This is a genomic window from Streptomyces sp. WELS2 (assembly GCF_013870595.1).
Classification (GTDB): Bacteria; Actinomycetota; Actinomycetes; order Streptomycetales; family Streptomycetaceae; genus Streptomyces.
In genome coordinates this window covers 1-2682 of sequence record NZ_JACBWZ010000826.1, presented here as the reverse complement: position 1 = coordinate 2682, position 2682 = coordinate 1, and the positions used below count along the sequence as shown (strand labels likewise).

Below are 2682 nucleotides of genomic sequence, written 5' to 3'. Positions count from 1 at the left end.
CCTCATCCGGCGGACCCGAACGCGTCGTCCATCTTCCGCGCCGCGCCGGCCGAGGCGTCCGCCACGTCCTTCCGGCCGCTGACGATCTCCTGGAACATGGTCGGCAGCACCAGCGAGGAGTCGATCTGCGCCCAGGCGGGGGTGACCGGCACGAACCTGGTGCCGGCGGCGAGGGTGTCGACGAACGGCTTCACGAACGGCTCCTTGACGGCGGCCTGTCGACGCACGTCCGTGAAGGTCGGCAGGAAGCCCATCGCGTCGAACAGCCGCCCCTGCGTCCGCTTCGAGGCGAGCCGCTTCATCAGGTCCACGGCGAGCGTGCGGTGCGACGTGCTCTTGAGCACCCCGATGTTGTTGCCGCCCGCGAAGGCCGGCGCGATCGAGCCGGGCTTCACCCCGGGCAGCGGGACCACCGCGTACTTCCCCTTGGCCTTCCCGGCGTCCACGGCGGCGTGGCTGAAGTTCCCGCCGATCGCCATGGCGGCCTTGCCCGCGGCGAACGCGGTCACCGTGTCGTTGCCGGTCCAGCTCGCGCACTTGGCGGCGGGGCAGTTGTCGTCACCGAAGAGGGAGGTGTACGCCTCGATGCCCTTGCGGGCGCCGGGTGCGCCGAGGGCGGAGGCGTACCCGCCGCCCTTCTCGGTGGCCAGGTCGCCGCCGTTGGCCCAGAGGAAGGGCAGCGCGCCGTAGGTGTAGGAGCCCCCGACGGCCAGGCCGTACAGGTCGGGGCGCGCGGCGCGGATCCGCTTCGCGGTGGAGATCAGCTCGGCCTGCGTTCCCGGTACGCGCAGCCCGAGCCGGCGGAAGACGTCGGTGCGGTAGTACAGCGCCCGGATGCCGACGAAGTACGGCGCCCCGTAGACCCTGCCGTCCACGGTGACCGAGCGCCGTGCGGTGGGGTCGGTGTCCCGGGCCTCGCTCCAGGCGTCGAAGTCCCGGGTGACGTCGGCGAGTCCGCCGTCCTTCACATAGCCGGCGGTGTCGGTGTTGCCGTACTCGATGACGTCCGGCGCGGACTTCGGGTCGTTGAAGGCGGCCTTGACGCGCTGGGCCCGGGTCTCCACCGGGATGTACTCCACGGTGACCTCGGCGCCCCGGTGCGCCTTCTCGAAGCCGGCGAGGACCGCGTCGACGACGCGCTGCTTGGGCTGGTTGTCGACCTCCTGGAAGAGCCAGACGCGCAGGGTACCGGTCTTCTCGTCCTTGCCGGAGGAGGAGGTGCCGGAGGTCTGGGGCGCGCAGGCGGTGGCCAGGACGGCGGCGAGCGCGGTGAACCCGGCGAGGCGGACGGACAGTTTCATGGACTGCTCCTCCGATGAGGCGTTGCAGCATGCGCAATGATGGTTTCGCTGTGCACAACGCCTCGGAGGCTAAAGGCTGCGTTCACACGCCCACAAGAGGTCTCCACCACTCTGTGACCACGCGACGCACAGCGTGCAACGCCCAAGCGGACAAAGCGTCCGGAAGTGTGTCAGCGCACCGGGAAACCGAAGGAGTACCCCTGCTCCTTCAGCCACGGCAGCAGGGTGCGCAGCGCCGCCACCGTCTGCGCGCGGTCACCGCCCGCGTCGTGGAAGAGGATCGTCGGACCGTTGGTCAGCTCGCCCTTGACCGTGGCGATGATCGCCTCGCTGCCCGGCCGCTCGAAGTCCTTGGAGTCGACGTTCCAGCCCAGCGGCCGCATCCCGTGCGAGGCCGCCAGCTTCCGGCTGTAGGGGGTGAAGGCGCCGCCCGGGGCCCGGTAGTACATGGGCCGCACCCCGCCCGACGCCTCGGTGATCTGCCGCTCGGCGTCGGTGATCTGCCGCGCCTGGTAGGCCTCGGACTTGTGGTCCATGCCGGTGTCGTGCGAGACCGTGTGGTCGCACAGCCGGTGACCGGCGGCCACCACCTGCCGGACCAGATCGGGGTGGGCCTGGGCCTGCGGGCCGACCATGCAGAACGTCGCCTTCACGCCGTTGTCCCGCAGCAGCCCGAGCACCTGCGGGGTCCACACCGGGTCCGGGCCGTCGTCGATGGTGATGTTGACCGCGTGCGCGCCCCCGTCGGAGGCGTGCGCTATCGACGGGGACACGGCCGTGGCCTCGGGCGTGCCGGGCCGGGCGGAGACACCCGGCGCGGCCGGTCCGCCGCCGCTCTGACCGGCCTGCGCCGACCACACCGACGTCACGGCGGCCACCGCCGTCACGCCGACCGCCGCCGCGATCACCCGGCCGTACCAACCCCGTCCGCCATGCCGTGCCATGTCCGCCCCGCCCCCTGGTGTGTCCGTCGTGCCGTTCGATTTCCGTGCACCTGGCAGGACGGGCGGGAAAGATCACGGGATCCGCCTGTTACGGATCACGGACAATTCCGAGGCTCTTTGGCGACAGTCGCCGCCGGCCGGGGCCGGAAATCGCCCGTCGCCGCGTCGCGACTGTTGATGCGCGGGCGGACCACCGCGTCCAATGGCCGTGCCCGGCGGCGGCCCGCCGCCGGTGACGGGCGTACGCATGTGGGGGGTTGGGGAGACAATGCGTCATTCCGGAAGACGCGCCGGGCGAGCGGCGGCAGGACCGAGAACCCGGCCGAACGGCATATCCGGTGCGGCGGCGCTCGTGGGCGCCGCCGCACTCGTCGTCTCGGCGGCCACCGCGGCACCGTCCTCGACCACTGGAAGCGCAACGACTTCCGCCCGCCGGT

At 71.8% G+C, this 2682-nt stretch carries 2 protein-coding genes; both read right to left on the bottom strand.

Annotation, left to right across the window (positions count from 1 at the left end):
- Positions 1–2: 2 nt before the first annotated feature.
- A complete protein-coding gene (locus H5J33_RS30405; protein WP_181797994.1) occupies positions 3–1301 on the bottom strand; it encodes an extracellular solute-binding protein in 1299 nt (432 codons plus the stop codon).
- A 170-nt stretch (positions 1302–1471) separates the two neighbouring features.
- Positions 1472–2245, bottom strand: a complete 774-nt coding sequence (locus H5J33_RS30400; RefSeq protein WP_181797993.1) for a polysaccharide deacetylase family protein — start codon at positions 2243–2245, stop codon at positions 1472–1474.
- Between the last annotated feature and the right edge of the window lie 437 nt (positions 2246–2682).